This is a genomic window from Arthrobacter sp. 3Tela_A, from assembly GCF_049311025.1.
Taxonomy (GTDB): domain Bacteria; phylum Actinomycetota; class Actinomycetes; order Actinomycetales; family Micrococcaceae; genus Arthrobacter_B.
Genome location: NZ_JAXIOM010000031.1, coordinates 26430 through 43492, shown reverse-complemented (window position 1 = coordinate 43492; position 17063 = coordinate 26430). Strand labels below are relative to the sequence as shown.

The window sequence follows — 17063 nt, the reverse complement described above, 5'->3', positions numbered from 1 at the left end:
CCCCCGCCACCGCCCCGGCCGCGCCGCGGGGGCGGGGCCGTTACAGTTACTGCCCAATTGGAGCGGCTGTCCGGTGGAGCCCTGGGCGCAGAAGCTGCGCCGGGCGGGTCCGAACCTGATTATGCTGGGGATACTGACCGCCGTCGTGCAGGTCTTCATCGAACAGGTGCGGGCCTGGCCTTCCGGCCGGGCACGGCCGGCGAAGATTTCTCCGGCTCGAAGAATCCCTAAGGAGTTCCCATGAGCAGGAAAAAGACCCTCAGCGACCTGACCGCGGGCCAGAAGAAGGGCCTGGGTGTCCTGTCCAGCGTCCAGTTCCTGCTGGCCGGAGCCGCATTGGTGGATATTTGGCGCCGTCCGGGCAGCGAAATCCGCGGACCGAAGGCTGCCTGGAGTGCCGCCTGCGCCGTAAACTTCATTGGTCCGATCAGCTACTTCCTGTTCGGGCGCCGCCGAGGCTAAGCCCGGGAACTAGCCTTTGGGCTGGGTTGAATACTCCGCCCAGGGCACGTTCCAGTCCCCGTAACCGTCCCACATGGCTGCCGGTCCCACTTCGGTGTTCAGCACCTGCACCAGGTCACCCGGCTCGAACGTGTCGTAGAAGTACTTGGCACCCTCGGGGGACATGCCAACGCAGCCGTGGGAGACGTTCATGACGCCGAGTGCGCCCATGGCCCCGGGCAGCGCCTCGTGCACAAACACCCCGCTGTTGGTCAGCCGGCTGGCCCATGAGGCATCGAAAGGTTCGTAGTAATCAGGGTCCCCGGGCTTCAGGCCGATGCTCTCGGCGCGGAACGGCAGGGTGGCGTGCTGGGACATGACCACCTGGTATCCGCTTGGGGAAGGCCAGGCGGAGTCTCCCAGCGTCACGGGGAAGGACCGGGTGAGCTGCCCGTCAATGAAAACCTGCATGGTCTTGGTGAGGTTGTCTACGACGGCGACGCGGGAGTTGTGGACCTGGAATGTGCGGGTCTCGTTGAAGTTGCCGATCATCGAATTGCCGAAGTCCACGCCGAAGAGCTGCATGTCCACCGTGACTGTGCTGTTGGGCTCCCAGAACGTTTCCGGGCGGTAGCGGGCCTTGGTGTCGGAGATCCAGTAGAACGCGCCTGTCTGGGCGCTGGTGCTGGTGACGGTGATGGCGGCTTCAACGGCAGCCTTGTTCAGAACCGGTTCGCTGAAATTGATCTCGATCGGGTGGCCGACGCCGACCACGGACTTATCCATTGGTGCCATGAAGGCATTGGCCTCATTGGGCGGGGTGACCGTATGGAAGGTCTGCGATGCCTTGGTTGTCTTCCCGTTGGCATCGGCGAGCGTGAAGGCGAAGGTGTATTCCGTGTTGAACTTCAGGGGCTCGGAGGCAGTCCACTCTGATTCTCCGGCAGCAAACTCCCCGGCTACGTCGGCTCCGCCCGATGCCGGCGCCAGGCTCACGGACTCGATGGTGCCGTTCTCGACTTTCAGGACGGGCACTGAGGCAGGATTCACCTCGGTGGCGCTGTCGGCGGGCTCAGCCGTGAAGGTCACCGGAATGGCGGCTTCGGTTGGCGTGGGGGATGCTGAGGGTTCAGCTGACGGCTGGGCGGAAGATGTTCCGGCGTCGAAGGCGCCTGTGGCTGCCGCGACGCCCACGGCGCCGCCGACAACCAGTACCCCAGCCGCTGCGGCCAGGGCAATCCACCGCTTTCGGCTGCTTTTTTCCTGCACTTTGTCTGTCCCCTACGTCTCTCTTAGCTGAAGTCATCCTACGTTAGGCGGCCCGGAGGGCTAACCCGTCAGGCTGTATTTCCCAGGACACCCGCCAGCAGCGGAGCCAGCTCCCGGGACCCGGCTGCGCTGAGGTGGTAGGCATCGGCATACAGCGGGACCGTACCCACAAACGCCGGGCAGCGGCCGTCCAGGCAGAACCACGCGGTTGTGTCCACCCATTCAACATTGGGGTTCGCCTGTCCTGCCGCAGCGGACTCTAGGGCCATGCGGGACTGGTGATCTGCCGGAAGCCGGTTTTCACAGTCCCCCGGAGTGCTGAACCGGGTGGCGCACTGCGCCGGATCCTTCGCCTCAGGCGGCGCGGCAAGTACCACGGTGCGCCCTGCCTTGCCGGCCAGCGCCTCATGGATCCTGCGGGTGCCTTCGCTCCACTCGGCGTCCGCTGTTTCTCCCCTCGCGCCGCTGGCAAGGGCGGGGTCATACCGGAAAGAGGCCATAACCAGCAGGTCAGGAGCCAGTTCGCCGATGCGCTGGACCGACCAGTCCCGGAACGCCGGGCATTCGGGGTACGGTGCACCGCCAACCCGGTTCTGCGGCACGTCGGAGGGCGCGCAGCCGGCGGCGGTAAAGACGTGGATCCGCCAGTCCTCCGGCACCAGGACAGCGCGCAGGGCCGGGAGGTAGGCCATGGCAACCGAATCGCCGTAAAGCACCAGGTCCCGAGGGGCATCCGGGCTGCCATAGACACAGTGCTCGGTATTGGTGATCGGATCCGGGTCACGGGATTCGTTTTCGCCAAGGCAGCCGTCCTGAATCCACTCGGCAGGCTTGGCGCTGCGCCCGCCCTCGGTGAAAGTGGACGGATCGGGTTCAAGGGCAGGCCATTCGGTGCTGGCCAGGGCGGAGCGTAGAGCTGCCGTGTGTGCTGCCGCGGGATCCGGCTGGGCGGGGCTGGAGGGTGCCGGCACCTGCGCTGCGGCGGGCGGTTGCGCGGCTGCGGGGCTGCCCGGGGCGTGCAGGGTGGTCTCGATCGTGAGCGCAACCAGGGCCGCGGAGAGCAGGCCGCCGGCCGCTGCCATAGCGGCGAGCCGCACGGGCCGGGGCGCCAGGGCCGGACGCCGGTAGCGGCGTCCGTGTTCCCGTGCGCCGTAGCGCGGCTGCAGCCAGCGCGAGTGGCGCACAGGGTTCTCGATAAAGGAGAAGGACAGCGCCGCCAGCAGCACGGACACAGCCAGCAGAAGCAGCGGCGGCGCTGCCGGAACCAATGCAGCCGCGAAAACGACGACCGGGAAGTGCCAGAGGTACAGCGAGTAGGAGATACGTCCCAGGTAACGGCTGGCAGGATTAGTCAGCGGCCACATCACGCGGTTGTGGCGCGGACCGCGGGCCCCTGTTCCCGCGGTGAGGACCAGCACTGCGGAAAGCACCGGCAGGGCAGCGGCCGGCCCCGGAAACGCACTGTCCGCCGAGAGCAGGGCAAAGGACGCAGCAATGCCTGCCAGCCCGGCCCATCCGGCGGCCGCACGTGCTGCGGCAGGCATTCGGGCCAGCCAAGGTGCCGTCACTGCCAGGAGGGCGCCCGTGCCGAGTTCCCAGGCACGGGAGAGTGTGGAGAAGTAGGCAGTGGAGGGCCGGTTGGCGGTTTCCCAGAGTGCGAACGCAAAGCTGGCGGCGCACAGTGCTCCAACAAAGAGCAGCAGGAGCACCCGCATGCCGCGGTCGGTGCAGCGCAGGGCAGCAGCTGCGGCGATGCCCGCCACCAGCACCCAGGGCCAGACCAGATAAAACTGCTCTTCCACCCCGAGGGACCAGAAATGCTGCAGCGGTGAGACGGCCGTGCCGGCGTTCAGGTAGTCGGTTCCGGAAACGGCGAACCGCCAGTTGCCCAGGAAGAAGAAGGACCAGACGGCGTCCTCGAGGACAGTTGCGCCGCGTCCCGAACCGAAAACCAGGAACGCCGCCGCAGAGGTCACGGCCAGGACGGCAGCTGCAGCCGGAACGAGCCGCCGCACGCGCCGCCGGTAGAAATCAGGCAGGGACAGCTTCTGCGGTGATGTGATTTCCCGGATCAGGATGGTGGTGATGAGAAACCCGGAAATGACGAAGAAGACGTCGACGCCGGCATACCCGCCCGACGGCCAGGCCAGCAGGTGGTGGCCCAGAACGCCCAGGACAGCCAGGGCCCGCAGGCCCTCAATGTCATAGCGGTAGGCACCGCCGGGACGATGCCTCGGCAGGGCAGGAAGCTGCGCTCGGCTTGATGCGGTCTGGGACCTGGGAGCGGGCACGACTTCACTTTCGCTCTGGGGGTGGGGGCTTCATCGAATTTAGCCCGGCAGCCCGGCAGCCCGCGAATTGGTGCCGCGCGGAGGACGATTGTGGTTACACCCTTGACATACAGAACTACTCAGGCGGCGTCCGCCTCAGCCATCCGTGCAGCCTGCCGGGTGATGTTCTTCGCCATGGACGGGAAGATCAGCCCGTGGAAGGGGTAAATCAGCCACCAGTACAACCGCCCCAGCAGGCCGCGGGGGAAGTAGATCGCCCGCTGGCTGTAGACGCTGCCCTCGCCGTCGGGATCCACCCGCAGCTCCAGCCAGGCCTTGCCCGGAACCCGCATCTCTGCCCGCAGCCGGAGCAGCGTTCCGCGCTCCAGCAGTTCAACGCGCCACCAGTCAACGACGTCGCCGGTCAGCAGCGTGGAAGGATTCCGCCGTCCGCGGGTCAGGCCGGCACCTCCTACGGTTTTGTCGAGGACCCCGCGGATGGCCCATGCCATGGGCAGCGAGTACCAGCCGTTCTTGCCGCCGATTCCCTCGATGACCTGCCAGATATGGGCCGGATCAACGGTGGATCCGCGCCGGCGCTGGTCCACGTAGACCGTCTGCCCGGCCCAGTCCGGGTCGGAGGGCAGCGGCTCGGAGGCCAGGTCCGCGGCGCTGGAGGCGCTGGCCCAGGTGGTCTCCACCTCATTGCGCGCCTCTTTGCCCAGTGCCCGCGTGACGGCGTCGTGGTAGTTGGTCAGCCCGCCTTCCGGGGCCGGAATGTAGTCATTAATGTCCCGTTCCTTGGTCACCGCATCGTGCTGCAGTGACTCGACCAGCGGCCGGGACATGGCCAGCGGGATCGGCGTCACCAGCGCCACCCACAGGCCGGCAAGCTTGGGGGCGGGGATCGGCAGGGCATAAATCCGGCGCTTGGGAAGTCCGGCCACTGCGGCGTAGCCGTTCATAATGTCTGCGTACTCCAGGACGTCGCCGGAGCCGATGTCGAACGTGCGGTTCATACCTTCGGGCAGGTCCACGGCACGGACCAGGTAGTGGAGCACGTCGCGGACGGCGATCGGTTCAATCTTCCGGCGCACCCAGCTGGGGGCCGGCATGACCGGCAGGGTCTCCGTGAGGTGGCGGATCATTTCGAACGACGCCGAACCGGAGCCGATCACCACGCCGGCCTGGAACACCACGGCCGGGACAGCGCCGTTGAGCAGGATCTCACCGACGGCGGTGCGCGAGGCCATATGCGGGGAGAGCTCGCCCTCGTTCGGGTGCAGGCCGCCCAGATACACGATCCGCTTGACCCCCGCCTTTTCCGCGGCAGATGCCACAATGTTGGCGATGTTCTCCTCCTGGGCCGCGAAGCCCTTGCCGGAGGCCATCGAGTGGACCAGGAAGTACACGGTGTCCACGTCCTGGAAGGCGTTTTCGACCGACTCTGCGTCGGAGAGGTCACCCTGCACTATTTCGACGTCGTTCCGCCAGGGAACATCGTTGAGCTTCTCCGGAGACCGGACCAGGACCCGTACGGTGCGGCCGTCAGCCAGCAGCAGCGGAACCAGGCGCCCGCCAATATAACCTGTTGCTCCCGTGACCAAGACCCGCTGAGTGTCCGTCATTGCCCCAACATACACACCGGCGGACCCGCTTCGGGGGCCACTGCACTATCCCTCCCAAAAACGCCCCAAGATTTTGTAAGCATGCTGATATCTACTGGAAATTGCCTCATAATCCCGGTAAGACTAGAGGGCATGGCGACAACGGGAACGGCCCCGAAGCAGCGGGAAACGGTCAATGTGGATGGACACCGCCTGCGCCTGACCTCGCTGGACAAGGTCCTCTACCCGGAAACGGGAACCACCAAGGCGGATGTTCTCTCCTATTACGCGGCCATCGCCCCGACGCTGATTCCCTATTCACGCAACCGTCCGGCAACCCGAAAACGCTGGGTCAACGGCGTGGGAACCCCGGATGATCCCGGGCAGGTTTTCTTTCAGAAGAACATTGACGATTCAGCGCCCAGCTGGGTGAAGCGGTACACGATCGAGCACAAGGACCACAACAACGTTTATCCGCTGGTCAATGACCTGGCCACGCTGACCTGGCTGGCCCAGCTGGCTGCCCTGGAAATCCATGTTCCCCAGTGGCAGTTCGGGCCGCGCGGCGTCCGGCAGAATCCGGACCGGCTGGTGCTGGACCTTGACCCCGGAGAGGGGGCATCCCTGGCCGACTGCGCTGAAGTGGCGCGTCTGGCCCGCAGCATCCTCACGGATATGGGCCTGGATGCCCGTCCGGTCACCAGCGGCTCCAAGGGCATTCACCTCTACGCCGCGCTGGACGGCGGGCAGACCTCCGATGAGGTCAGCGCCGTCGCACATGAACTGGCGCGGGCGCTGGAAGCGGACCATCCGGATTTGGTGGTCAGCGACATGAAAAAGACGCTGCGCAAAGGCAAGGTCCTGGTGGACTGGAGCCAGAACAACGCCAACAAGACCACCATCTGCCCCTACTCCCTGCGCGGACGGTTCCGGCCCATGGTCGCTGCCCCGCGGACCTGGGAGGAACTCGAGGACCCGGACCTGGCGCAGCTGGATTATGAGCAGGTCCTGGACCGGGTCGAGGACATCGGGGATCCGCTTGCCGGCATGCATTCCGGTGACGCCGATCCGGAGGTGCTGGAAGCCGACGGCGGCGGCCCGGACAGGCTGCACAAGTACCGCAGCATGCGCGACGCCGCTAAGACGCCCGAGCCCGTGCCCGCGGAAGCGCCGAAAGCCGTGGAGGGGGACGGGAACAGCTTCGTGATCCAGGAACACCACGCCCGTCGTCTGCACTGGGACTTCCGGCTGGAGCGCGACGGCGTGCTGGTTTCCTGGGCGGTGCCCAAAGGACCTCCCACGACGCCGGACAAGAACCACCTGGCCGTCCAGACCGAGGACCATCCGCTGGACTACGGCGGATTCGCAGGCACCATTCCCAAAGGCGAATACGGTGCCGGCGAGGTAACCATCTGGGACCACGGCACCTATGAGACGGAGAAGTGGCGGCCGGACAAGGAAGTGATCGTCACCGTTCACGGTCAGCCCGACGGCGGCCTGGCGCGCGACGGTTCGGCGGTGCGCCGCTTCGCCTTCATCCATACCGGCGGGCAGGACGGCAAGAGCAACTGGCTGCTGCACCTGATGAAGGACCAGACCGCCAAACCTGCCGAAAAGGCCGAACCGTCCGCGAAGAAGCCGGATAAAAAGTCCGGGGAGAATCCTGCCAAGGTGACCAAAGCCGCTGCCAAAGCCCGCCCGGATCCGCTGCCCCTGCCGGACGGCGCAGCGGTGAAGAAGGACATCAAGGACTCCGGCATGCCGTCGCTGAAGCCCATGCTCGCGACCCTGGGCTCAAAGGCAGACATTAACGACGACGCCGAGTGGGCGTTCGAGATGAAATGGGACGGCGTGCGGGCCATCGCCGAAGTGACTCCCGAAGGCACCCGTCTGATCAGCCGCAACGGCAACGATATGACGGTGGCGTACCCCGAACTACAGGAGCTCGGCGGCGCGCTGAACGGTGAACGGGCCGTGCTGGACGGGGAAATCGTCGCCCTGAACAAGGCCGGACGGCCGGACTTTGGCCTGCTCCAGCCGCGGATGCACCTGACCCGGGCCCGCGACGCTGAAGCCGCGGCCGCCAAGACCCCGGTGCAGTTTATGGTTTTCGACCTGCTTTGGCTGGATGGAAACTCGCTGCTGGAGCTCAGCTACGAACAGCGCCGCGAAATCCTTGAACAGGCCGTTGAATCGAGTGAAGACGACGGGCACGTCCAGGTTCCGCCGGCCCTGGACCTGGGCATGGATGACGCGGTTGAGGCCAGCAAGGAGCTGGGGCTTGAGGGTGTGGTGGCGAAACGGAGGTCCGCGGACTACTCAGCCGGCACCCGGTCACGCAGCTGGATCAAGCTCAAGAACCAGTTCAGCCAGGAAGTGGTCATTGTTGGCTGGCGGCCCGGCCAGGGAAACCGGGCGAACAAGGTGGGTTCCCTGCTGGTAGCGGTTCCGGACGGGACCGAGCTGCAGTACATCGGCCGCGTCGGCTCAGGTCTGAGTGAGAAGGACCTGGCACTGGTGGGCTCCCGCCTGAAGAAACTGTCCCGCAAGACCGCGCCGCTGGACGACGTGCCGCGCGCCGACGCCTCTGACGCCCGCTGGGTCCGGCCGGTCCTGGTAGGGGAGGTCACCTACGCCGAGCGCACGGGCACCGGCAAACTCCGGCACCCCGTCTGGCGGGGACTGCGGCCGGATAAGCGGCCCTCCGACGTCGTCCCCGAAATCCCCGCACCGTCGTCCTAGGAACACCAGTCCGTCACCCATCCCCAACCGGGAGGAACGCAGCGATGACCGAGACCCGAACCCCTGAAGAACGCCTCCCCGGCACGGCGCTGCCGGAGGAAAGCCAGCTGCAGGCGGTGGACGCCTGGTGGCGGGCGGCTAACTACCTCTCCGCCGGGCAGATCTACCTGCGGGACAACCCGCTGCTGCGCCGGCCCCTGGAGCCGGGCGACGTGAAGGCGCGGCTGCTGGGGCACTGGGGAACCACCCCGGGGCTGAACTTCATCTACGCGCACCTTAACCGGCTGATTAATGAGACCGGGCGGGAGTTCCTGTTCATTACCGGCCCCGGGCACGGAGGTCCGGCGAACGTGGCGAACGCCTGGCTGGAGGGTACCTATTCGGAGATTTACAGCCACGTCGGAGAAGACGAAGACGGGCTGCGCACCCTGTTCAAGCAGTTCTCCTACCCCGGCGGTGTGCCCAGCCATGCGGCGCCGGAAACCCCCGGCTCAATTCACGAAGGCGGGGAGCTGGGATACTCGCTGGCCCACGCCTACGGTGCAGTGTTCGACAACCCGGACCTGGTGGCTGCCACGGTAATAGGCGACGGTGAGGCGGAAACCGGACCGCTGGCCGCGTCCTGGCATTCCAACAGTTTCCTGGACCCGGCCGCGGATGGTGCGGTGCTGCCGATCCTGCATCTCAACGGTTACAAGATCGCCAACCCCACTGTGCTTTCCCGGATGCCCGAATCCCAGCTGGTGAAGCTGCTCGAGGGCTACGGGTACCGCCCGCACTTCGTCACCGTGCAGGATCCCGACGCCGTGATGGCCGCCCATGAGGACTTCGCTGCGGCCCTGGGTGCCTGCCTGGCGGAAATCCATGCCATCCAGGCCCCGTACCGGACCGGCGAAAAACTCGCTGTACCTGCCGACGCGCCCCAGGCCGGCGGCGTTGACGCCCACGCCCCGCGCTGGCCCATGATCGTCTTCCGTTCCCCCAAGGGCTGGACCGGCCCGCGTGAAGTGGACGGCAAACCCGTGGAAGGAACCTGGCGTGCCCACCAGGTCCCGCTGTCCGAGGTTCATGACAACCCCGAACACCTCGCGCAGCTGCAGGAATGGCTGCAGTCCTACCGGCCGGAGGAATTGTTCGACGGCGAGGGCCGGCTCCGCGGGGAAATAGCGTCCCTGGCTCCGGCCGGGAACCTGCGCATGAGCGCCACCCCGTACGCCAACGGCGGCCGCCTGCTCCAGGACCTGCGGCTGCCCGCCTACGCGGAGTTCGCCGTCGACATTAAGGAACCCGGCAGCGAACGGGTGAGCCCGATGCTGAACCTGGGCAAGTACCTGGCAGAGATCATCCGGCGAAATCCGGAGAACTTCCGGATCTTCGGGCCGGATGAGACGGCGTCGAACCGGCTGCAGGAGGTCTATGGCGTCACGGACAAGGTCTGGCAGCAGCGCATCGAAGCCGTGGATGAGCACCTGGCCCGCAGTGGCCGGGTGGTGGAAGTGCTCAGCGAGCACCTCTGCGAAGGCTGGCTGGAAGGCTACCTCCTCACCGGCCGGCACGGGGTCTTCAACTGCTATGAAGCCTTTGTCCACATTGTCGACTCAATGTTCAACCAGCACGCCAAGTGGCTGAAGGTCAGCAAGGACCTGTCCTGGCGCCAGCCCATCGCCTCGCTGAACTACCTGCTCTCCAGCCATGTCTGGCAACAGGACCACAACGGCTTCTCACATCAGGACCCCGGGTTCATCGACCATGTGGTGAACAAGAAAGCCGACGTCATCCGGGTCTACCTGCCGCCGGACGCGAACACCCTGCTCGCCGTCACCCAGCACATCCTAGGAACCCGGGACCGGGTGAACGTGGTGGTTTCCGGCAAGCAGCCCGCCCCGGTCTGGCTCAGCCCCGAAGAGGCGAAGCTGCACGTCAAGAGGGGTATTGGGGTGTGGGACTTCGCCGGCAGCGAAGGTGACGGTCCCGGCCCGCAGCCCGATCCCGACGTCGTCATGGGCTGTGCAGGGGATGTGCCCACCCTTGAAACCATTGCTGCCGCCGCCCTGCTGAAGGAGCGGCTGCCGCAGCTGCGGATCCGGGTGGTGAATGTGGTGGACCTGATGCGGCTGCAGGACTCCGCGGAGCATCCGCACGGGCTCTCCGACCGGGACTTCGACACCCTGTTCACCAAGGAATCACCCATTATCTTCGCGTACCACGGCTATCCCTGGTTGATCCACCGGCTGACCTACCGCCGCACGAACCACGGCAACCTGCATGTGCGCGGGTACAAGGAGGAGGGCACCACCACCACGCCGTTCGACATGGCGATGCTGAACCAGATCGACCGGTTCCAGCTGGCCATCGACGTCCTTGACCGCGTACCGTCGCTGGGGTCCACCCAGGCCGGCTTCCGGCAGTGGCTGCAGGACGAGCGGGAGCGCTGCCGCCAGTACACCCGCGACGAGGGGCAGGACCCGCCCTTCATCAGCGGCTGGACGCTCGAAGAGGCCCAAAGGTCCACGCAAGACTAGGTTTCCCGCGGGCTACCGCCCGCCGGGATGGCATGATCCGTCTACACGAAGGAGAACTATGTCCAACGAACAGTCGACCATTTCCGTATCCCGCGTCATTGACGCACCGGCAGGGGACATTTTCCACCTGCTCTCCAACCCTGAGCGGCACCATGAGCTGGACGGTTCGGGAATGGTGGTTTCGGACGAGAAGACCGACCGCATCGCCAAAGTCGGTGATGTGTTCACCATGAACATGAACAATTCCAAGATGGGCGACTACAAGACGGACAACCACGTCACCGGCTTCGACCACAACAAGCTGCTGGCCTGGCAGACCGCCGTCGCCGGCACCGAGCCTGCGGGCTGGGAGTGGATGTGGGAGCTGGCGTCCATGGGTCCGGATTCAACCGAAGTGACCCTGACCTATGACTGGAGTAAGGTCACGGACAAGGAAACCCTCAAGAAGGTCTCCTTCCCGATGGTCAGCAAGGAAGAGCTCGAAGGCTCGCTGAACAAGCTTGCGGCCGCGGTGTCGGGTTCCTGACCCTTCTCGAACGACGACGGCGGCCGGTCCCTTTCGCTAAGAAGGGGACCGGCCGCCGTCGCAATGTCCTTCGAACGGGGGTCAGTCGAAGCGGATGACAACCTTGTCAGCGGCGCCCGGAGTCTTCGCCAATTCCAGTGCCTCCAGGGCGCGGTCGAAGGGCAGCACATCGCTGATGATCAGCGCGTACTTCTGCCAGTTCTCGATGATGTCGTCAGTGACCTCGAAGATCTCCGTCGGGTAACCCATCGCGAAGACTATCGTCAGCTCGGTGGTGAGAATGGAACCGAAATCAAGCTCAACGGGCTTCTTGTGGACCGCCACGATGCCGAGCACCGCACCGGACTTCGCGACGCCGGCCACGGTCTGGGGGACCACCGGAGCGCCTGCGGCATCAAGGAAGATATCGGTTCCGGAGCGGGTGCCGCGCACCATCATGGTGGCACCGTCGCCGTGCAGTTCCACCAGGCGGGCCGCTACATCCTCTTCGGCGGAGTTGATCACTGCGTCCGCGCCGACCTCGAGGGCCTTCGCGAGGCGGGAGGGCACGATGTCGACGACGACGATGTGCGAGGCTCCGCGCCGGCGGTAACCCAGCACCGCGCCGAGTCCGATGGGGCCTGCACCGAAGATCACCACCTTGTCGCCGGGCTTGGGATTGGTGCGGTTCACCGCGTGGTAAGCAACTGCCATAGGCTCGTTGAGGGCGGCGACCTCCCACGGAACCTCCTGCGGAATGACCCGCAGCTGGCGGCCCGGCTCAGCGTCCCGGACTACTACATACTCCGAGAGTCCGCCCTGGGCGCCGCCGCTGCCCAGCAGTCCGTCGGTGAAGGCCATCGTGTCGATGACCACATGATCACCCACAGCGAATCCGTTCACTTCGGCGCCGACTTCCACAACCTCGGCGGCCGGCTCATGCCCCAGCGGCGTGGCTCCCTGGCGGGGCGGAATGCCACCAATCTGGGTGTACATCGCGTCGGAGCCGCAGATGCCGCAGGCCTTCATCTTCAGCAGCACATCACGGGGACCGGCGGCTGGGCGTTCCACCTCCACCCATTCATTGGTGCCCGGGCCTGTGACGTAAACAGATTTCATGCTCTCTCCCTGAGTTCAGTGCCCGCTGCGCTGGGACAGCGGGTGGGGCACAGCGGCCGGTTCCCTTCGCTTGGGAAGGAAACCGGCCGCCGTCGTTCGTTATGTGTTCAGGCTTAGCCCGCGGACCAGCCGCCGTCGGACGGCATGATGGCACCGTTGATGTTCACGGAGTCATCGCTGAGCAGGAACGTGATGGACGCAGCCAGGTCCTCGGCCGAAGCCAGGCCGGGGATCATCACGCGGGCGGGGGTCAGGCGTGCTTCGCCGTACTCGGAGACCTTGCCGCCCATGGGGATGCCGGTGGCGACGCCGCCCGGAGCAACGGCATTTACACGTATGCCTTCCTTGGCATACATAAACGCGGCGCTCTTGGTGATGCCCACAACGGCATGCTTGGACGCCGTGTAGGCCACGCCGGAAGCGGAGCCGCGCAGGCCTGCCTCGGAGGTGACATTCACGATCGCGCCCTTGCGTGCCTCAAGCATGCCCGGCAGTACGGCGCGGGTCAGGCGGACCAGGCCGTCCACGTTTACGGCGAAGATCTTCTGCCACATCGCATCGGATACTTCGTGCAGCGGGCTGAAGTCGTCGTTGATGCCGGCCACGTTCGCCAGACCGTCGATCTGTCCGCCGGCGGCGGCGATGATCCGGTCCACGGCTGCCAGGTCCGTGAGATCGGCGGCCACTGGAACAATGGCGTCGCCGAGTTCTTCGGCCAGTTCCTGAATCTTTGTTTCGGCGATATCAACGGCAATGACGCGGCCGCCTTCGCGGGCGATGCGGGCGGCCGTGGCTCGGCCGATGCCGGAGCCGGCACCCGTGACGATGACGGTCTTGTTCTCAAAGCGGCCCGGAACAGTGGGAAGCGCGGTCTCTTCGAGCTCCGGCATCACGCCGCCGTTGGCCTGCATCACCAGTCCGTCGACGGCGGCCTGGGGCATCTGTCCCTGGCTCAGGTCCACAAGCTGCTGGAGCTTCAGGCCAAGGGCCGGGCCGAGGGAAGCTTCGTCGCTTCCGGTCTGGGCCAGGAAGCCGCGCAGGATGGGGCCGCCTTCCGGGTGGTCGAGCCACTCCTGGATGGTGTTCTGGGCTGTCAGGGGCTTGTTGGCCGCCATGGACGTTCCTTTCGATGGATGGAGCAGCCGTGGGTACGCGGCCACCGTTTCGTTACTTACACGTGTAAGTAAAGTGTATCTTCGAAAGGGTCAGATGGTCACGAAAGGAACTCCGTGCACCGCAAGGTCACTTCGCACGACGTCGCCCGCGCAGCCGGGGTCTCCCGGGCAACGGTCAGCTATGTGCTCAACGGCAGGAGCGGGCAGAGCATCACGGAGGCGACCCGGCAGCGGGTTCTCACCGCTGCGGCGAAACTTGGCTATGCGCCGTCGACTGCCGCCCGGACGCTGCGCCGGGGACAAAGTGACCTCGTGCTTATGCTCCTGCCACCCGAACCGCTGGGCCGGGCACTGGCCATGGTGCTGGATGGAGCCTCAGACCAGGTGGAACAGGCTGGCCTGCGCCTGATTGCGCACCGCCTGCCGGACGGGGGTGCTGCCGCACCGCTGGTGCGCTCACTGGTGCCGGCGGCATTGATCCTTGCAACTCCGCTTCAGGAGCCGGACTTGGACGCGCTTCAGGCCACCGGTGTGCCAATGGCCTCCCTGCAGCAGGACCATGCCGATCCCCTGGGTCCTGATCTTGGTATCGGCGCCCTGCAGGTGCAGCACCTTGCACGTTCCGGACACCGGCGGATCGGCGTTGCCCTGCCTGCCGCCTCCGGGTATCAGTGGCGGGCCGAGGCACGCCTGGCCGCCATCGAGGAGGCCTGTCACCGGCACGGGCTGGAGCCCCCTGCCGTAGAGCGGATCAATCTTGACCCTGCTGACGCTTCCGCCGCCGTTGGCCGGTGGCTTTTCGCCGACACACCGGTGACCGGAGTCTGTGCCTTTGACGATGAATACGCGTTTGCCCTCTTGGCTGGACTGTCCAGGCTCAACCGGTCCGCGCCGTCGGACCTCGCCGTGATTGGGGCAGAGGACATTCCGCTGGCCCGCCTCGCAGTGCCTCCGCTGACTACGGTCAGTGTCCATGCCCGCCGAATCGGCGTGCTGTTCGCGCAGCTGGCTACGGAGTCACTGGTGGAACCAGGGAGTTTCGGTACCGTCACAGGGGCTCCGGAGCAGAACCTGCCCCCGGTCGCGCTTGTCCGCCGCGCCTCGGCCTGATTCCTGTGCTCCGGATGGCTGCGGCGCCTGAGCCTCCATCCCAGAGCCTTCATCCTCTGACGCAATAAGGCTGTTATGGGCACCCCGGTTTCATCCCGTGCTGCAACAACGTCGCTATGAAGCGTCCAGAGGTGCGTTGTTGCAGCACAGGACGTACGGAACCGGACTAAAGAGCGTTATTGCAGCACAGGATGGCGGCTCGCGGCGGGCTCGTCGACGCAGCTCTGTGCCCCGGCCGGAAAGGTGTGGCGCGGAGGTAATCACTCGCTGCGAGACTGCGGCCAAACCCGGGTCGGTTGTTATCCGGGAGAGGTCCTGTCCCCGAAGCCACCGGCCCCGGCTAGGCCTCCCGCGCCCGGTACAGCTGCATCTGCCGGTAGCGCCGGCCCAGGGATTCACGCCGGGGCTTGGACGGAGCATCCTCCGGTTCGGCGGTGAGGTCGATGTGCTTCTTCCCGAAGCGCCACAGCAGAAGGTCATCCAGCAGACGGTCCGGCCCCGGTGAGTAGCGGTGGTCCAGGGCTGCACGGACTTCGGTGATGGCCTCGGCCTGCAGCAGCCCGGCCAGGTCCATGGTCGTCTTCAGGCCGTGGGCGGCAAGCAGTTCCGCCGCCCAGCCCCAGTCGTCTCCGGCCTTGCGGTTCACGTGGGGGAGGAGCGTCATCCAGACGTGCCGGATTCGGTTGGGCGTCAGCGGCGCCGACCCCTCACCTTCCTCGTCCCAGAAACCGGTGACCGTTTCATAGCGTTCGTGCAGTTCGGCGAATTCGTTCTCCACCGTTTCCAGCATGGCGGCCGTGGCGATGAACTGGCGGTCGAAGTACGGGCTCCAGGCGCGCGGATCACCGGCCTTAAAGCGGATGTCATGCTCAATTTCGGACCAGGCGTGGGCCAGCACGGTGCGGATCTGAACTTCGAAGAGGTAGCTGCCGTTTGGCTTTTGCGTCGGCTCCAGCAGCCGGTGGAAGTCCCGCACCGTTTCGTTCTGGATGGTGCGCAGGATCAGGTGCCGGCTGGAGTAACCGTAGGTTCCTGACTCGATGGAGCCGATGTCCTTCTCGCGGTCTCCGCGGCAGTCGAACTCGGCCCGCTGCCGCTTGATCAGGTTGGCTGCCTCATCAACCTCGTGCGGCAGGGTCATGATCACGCGAACACCCACCAGGTCGGTGAGGTTCCGCAGCGGATCCGGGAAAAGCAGGGTGGGCACCTCGTCCGGATTCTCCGGCGGCAGGGTGCGGGACGCCTTGTCCCGGAACGACTCCACAGACTTGGTCCGTGAAGCGATAAACAGCGGTTTGACAGTGCTGTCCTCGAACACTGCCCGCAGGCTCGCTTCCATTTCCGCCGTCACGGACTCCAGCGCCGGGCGAACCCGGGCATACTCTTCCGTGCTGGCCTGGACCACCGGGCGAAGCCGGTCATCCAGGGTGTCCCACGCGCTCACGTCTGTCCTTTCGCAGTTTCTGCCAGCCTATGGCACGCCGCAGACACCGGCGGGGCCGGGCGGCGGTTAGGCTCATCTCCAGATTAGGACGACGGCGGCCCGCCGGGCGCAGCCGGCAGCAGCTGCCTGACCGAAGAAGGAACTCCCATGCCACAGCGGTTCACCTACGGCGCCCATGCCGAACAGTTCGGTGAGCTCACGCTTCCTCAGGATGGGCGGACGGACCGCGGCACCGTGGTGATCATCCACGGCGGCTACTGGCGGGCCAAATACTCCATGGAACTGGGGCGCCCGCTTGCAGCGGACCTGGCCGGGCGAGGATGGGTTGCCGTGAACCTTGAGTACCGCCGTGCCGGCAACGGAGGCGGCTGGCCGGAGACATTCGATGACATCAGCGCAGGCATCGACGCTCTGGCTGACCTCCCAGAACTGGCCGGCGCCCCGGGCCCGGTGATCGCGCTGGGACACTCAGCAGGCGGCCACCTGGCAGTTTGGGCGGCCGGGCGGAAGGATCCCCGGGTGCCGCTGGACGGCGTCGTCAGCCAGTCAGGGGTGCTGGACCTGCTGCGTGCCCAGGAGCTGGGACTGAGCAGCGAGGCAGCGGAGAACTTCCTTGGCGCTTCTCCGGAGGAAGACCCGGAGCGTTGGGAGGCTGCCGATCCCGTCCGCGCCGTGCCCGCTCCGGTACCGGTGTTCGTCCTGCACGGCTCCGAAGACACCACGGTGCCGGTGGAACTTGCTGAGAACTACGTGCGGGCAGCCAAGGCGGCCGGCGGAACTTCGGAACTGCGGCTGATTCCCGGCGACCATTTTGAGATGATCACCCCGGGTACCGCCGGCTGGGCCGAGGTGCTCCGCGCCGTGGAAGACGCAGCGGGAAATACCTCCGGGTAGCGCCGCCGGGTCCGCGGTCGGTAGG

General features: G+C 66.0%; 12 protein-coding genes. 6 read left to right on the top strand and 6 right to left on the bottom strand.

What is annotated here, in order from left to right:
- The first annotated feature begins 240 nt into the window (after window positions 1-240).
- The gene (locus TVC13_RS10610; RefSeq protein WP_422401178.1) at window positions 241-462 is read left to right on the top strand and encodes a PLD nuclease N-terminal domain-containing protein; all 222 of its coding nucleotides are present in this window, start codon (window positions 241-243) and stop codon (window positions 460-462) included.
- 9 nt (window positions 463-471) lie between these two features.
- Here the strand turns inward: TVC13_RS10610 and TVC13_RS10605 are convergent, their stop codons facing one another.
- From TVC13_RS10605 to TVC13_RS10595, 3 genes are all read right to left on the bottom strand, one after another.
- The gene (locus TVC13_RS10605; RefSeq protein WP_422401177.1) at window positions 472-1710 is read right to left on the bottom strand and encodes an Ig-like domain-containing protein; all 1239 of its coding nucleotides are present in this window, start codon (window positions 1708-1710) and stop codon (window positions 472-474) included.
- Between the two features lie 68 nt (window positions 1711-1778).
- Entirely contained in the window at window positions 1779-4001 is a 2223-nt protein-coding gene (locus TVC13_RS10600; protein WP_422401176.1) for an acyltransferase family protein, read from the bottom strand.
- 119 nt (window positions 4002-4120) lie between these two features.
- Complete coding sequence (locus TVC13_RS10595) at window positions 4121-5608, bottom strand: SDR family oxidoreductase (protein ID WP_422401175.1); 1488 nt, start codon at window positions 5606-5608, stop codon at window positions 4121-4123.
- A 132-nt stretch (window positions 5609-5740) separates the two neighbouring features.
- Here TVC13_RS10595 and TVC13_RS10590 point away from each other — a divergent pair, with 132 nt between their 5' ends.
- From TVC13_RS10590 to TVC13_RS10580, 3 genes are read left to right on the top strand one after another with little or no spacing between them, the layout of a single operon-like run.
- The gene (locus tag TVC13_RS10590; RefSeq protein WP_422401174.1) at window positions 5741-8329 is read left to right on the top strand and encodes an ATP-dependent DNA ligase; all 2589 of its coding nucleotides are present in this window, start codon (window positions 5741-5743) and stop codon (window positions 8327-8329) included.
- Between the two features lie 44 nt (window positions 8330-8373).
- Window positions 8374-10851 (top strand): phosphoketolase family protein, encoded by a 2478-nt coding sequence (locus tag TVC13_RS10585; RefSeq protein ID WP_422401173.1) that lies wholly within the window; start codon window positions 8374-8376, stop codon window positions 10849-10851.
- Between the two features lie 58 nt (window positions 10852-10909).
- Window positions 10910-11377 (top strand): SRPBCC family protein, encoded by a 468-nt coding sequence (locus TVC13_RS10580; RefSeq protein ID WP_422401172.1) that lies wholly within the window; start codon window positions 10910-10912, stop codon window positions 11375-11377.
- A gap of 81 nt (window positions 11378-11458) precedes the next feature.
- Here TVC13_RS10580 and TVC13_RS10575 read toward each other — a convergent pair whose 3' ends face one another.
- A complete protein-coding gene (locus TVC13_RS10575) occupies window positions 11459-12475 on the bottom strand; it encodes a zinc-dependent alcohol dehydrogenase (RefSeq protein ID WP_422401171.1) in 1017 nt (338 codons plus the stop codon).
- Between the two features lie 113 nt (window positions 12476-12588).
- Window positions 12589-13590, bottom strand: a complete 1002-nt coding sequence (locus TVC13_RS10570) for an SDR family NAD(P)-dependent oxidoreductase (protein ID WP_422401170.1) — start codon at window positions 13588-13590, stop codon at window positions 12589-12591.
- 114 nt (window positions 13591-13704) lie between these two features.
- Here TVC13_RS10570 and TVC13_RS10565 point away from each other — a divergent pair, with 114 nt between their 5' ends.
- Window positions 13705-14700 carry a LacI family DNA-binding transcriptional regulator gene (locus tag TVC13_RS10565; RefSeq protein ID WP_422401169.1) on the top strand — a complete coding sequence of 332 codons (996 nt, stop codon included), beginning with the start codon at window positions 13705-13707 and terminating at the stop codon, window positions 14698-14700.
- Between the two features lie 340 nt (window positions 14701-15040).
- Here TVC13_RS10565 and TVC13_RS10560 read toward each other — a convergent pair whose 3' ends face one another.
- A complete protein-coding gene (locus TVC13_RS10560; RefSeq protein ID WP_422401168.1) occupies window positions 15041-16144 on the bottom strand; it encodes a GTP pyrophosphokinase in 1104 nt (367 codons plus the stop codon).
- A 147-nt stretch (window positions 16145-16291) separates the two neighbouring features.
- On the opposite strand from TVC13_RS10560, the gene TVC13_RS10555 reads away from it, so the two are divergent.
- Window positions 16292-17038: an alpha/beta hydrolase family protein gene (locus TVC13_RS10555; protein ID WP_422401167.1), complete on the top strand. Its 747-nt coding sequence runs from the start codon at window positions 16292-16294 to the stop codon at window positions 17036-17038.
- The last annotated feature ends 25 nt before the right edge of the window (window positions 17039-17063 follow it).